The organism is uncultured Microbulbifer sp., assembly GCF_947489355.1.
In the GTDB taxonomy this organism is placed as follows: Bacteria; Pseudomonadota; Gammaproteobacteria; order Pseudomonadales; family Cellvibrionaceae; genus Microbulbifer.
Genome location: NZ_CANLDD010000166.1, coordinates 1 through 641 on the forward strand (window position 1 = coordinate 1; position 641 = coordinate 641).

The window sequence follows — 641 nt, forward strand, 5'->3', positions numbered from 1 at the left end:
AACCACTTTCGGGTTCAGTAGTAAGAGAGTTCCATCAGCTTCCATTATCCAGTCCCCTACTCTTCTTCCAAGGCTTCGGCCACAAAGCGTGGGAAATCTTCACCCAGCTTGTCCCTATGGGCATCAAATACGTCAAAAAAATTTTTAGCCACTGCCACTTTATAATCACGTTTTTTATCGGCCGGATCTATCAGACCATGGGCATTACGGATTAATTGTTTCATACGGGATTTAGCCGGCCCAATACGCACTGGCAACTCAGGGGATAGTGTCTGCCTGATCTTATAATGCTTGAAATCAAATAACCGGGCGTCTAATAATGGCGGCATAGCATCCATAAAGCGCGGTAGATATTCTAAATAGCTTCCGATATTGTTATTGTCCGTATCTTTTAACCAGCTCGTAAGGTTCCGCATAGCACAGCTATAGGCAAAGCTTGCGTCAAGCGGGACTATCGGCTCTTCTGTAGGAATTTCAATTTTTATAATTGACTCTGGGAGCCAGGTATCCCCCCAAAGGTTCCACACATAATAGGCATCATCTTGAGGGTGAGCAAATTGTCCCACCCTTCCTTCCAACAACGCTTGTTGCAGGCTAGTAACTTGGTGAGGCTTTAATGGATTGTCTTTAAAATAACTAAA

Annotated in this window: 1 protein-coding gene; it reads right to left on the reverse strand. The window is 44.1% G+C overall.

Going from position 1 to position 641, the window contains the following annotated elements:
* Positions 1–56: 56 nt before the first annotated feature.
* Positions 57–641 (reverse strand): hypothetical protein (locus Q1A48_RS21300; protein WP_299948874.1); only part of this gene is annotated, 585 nt, incomplete at its 5' end.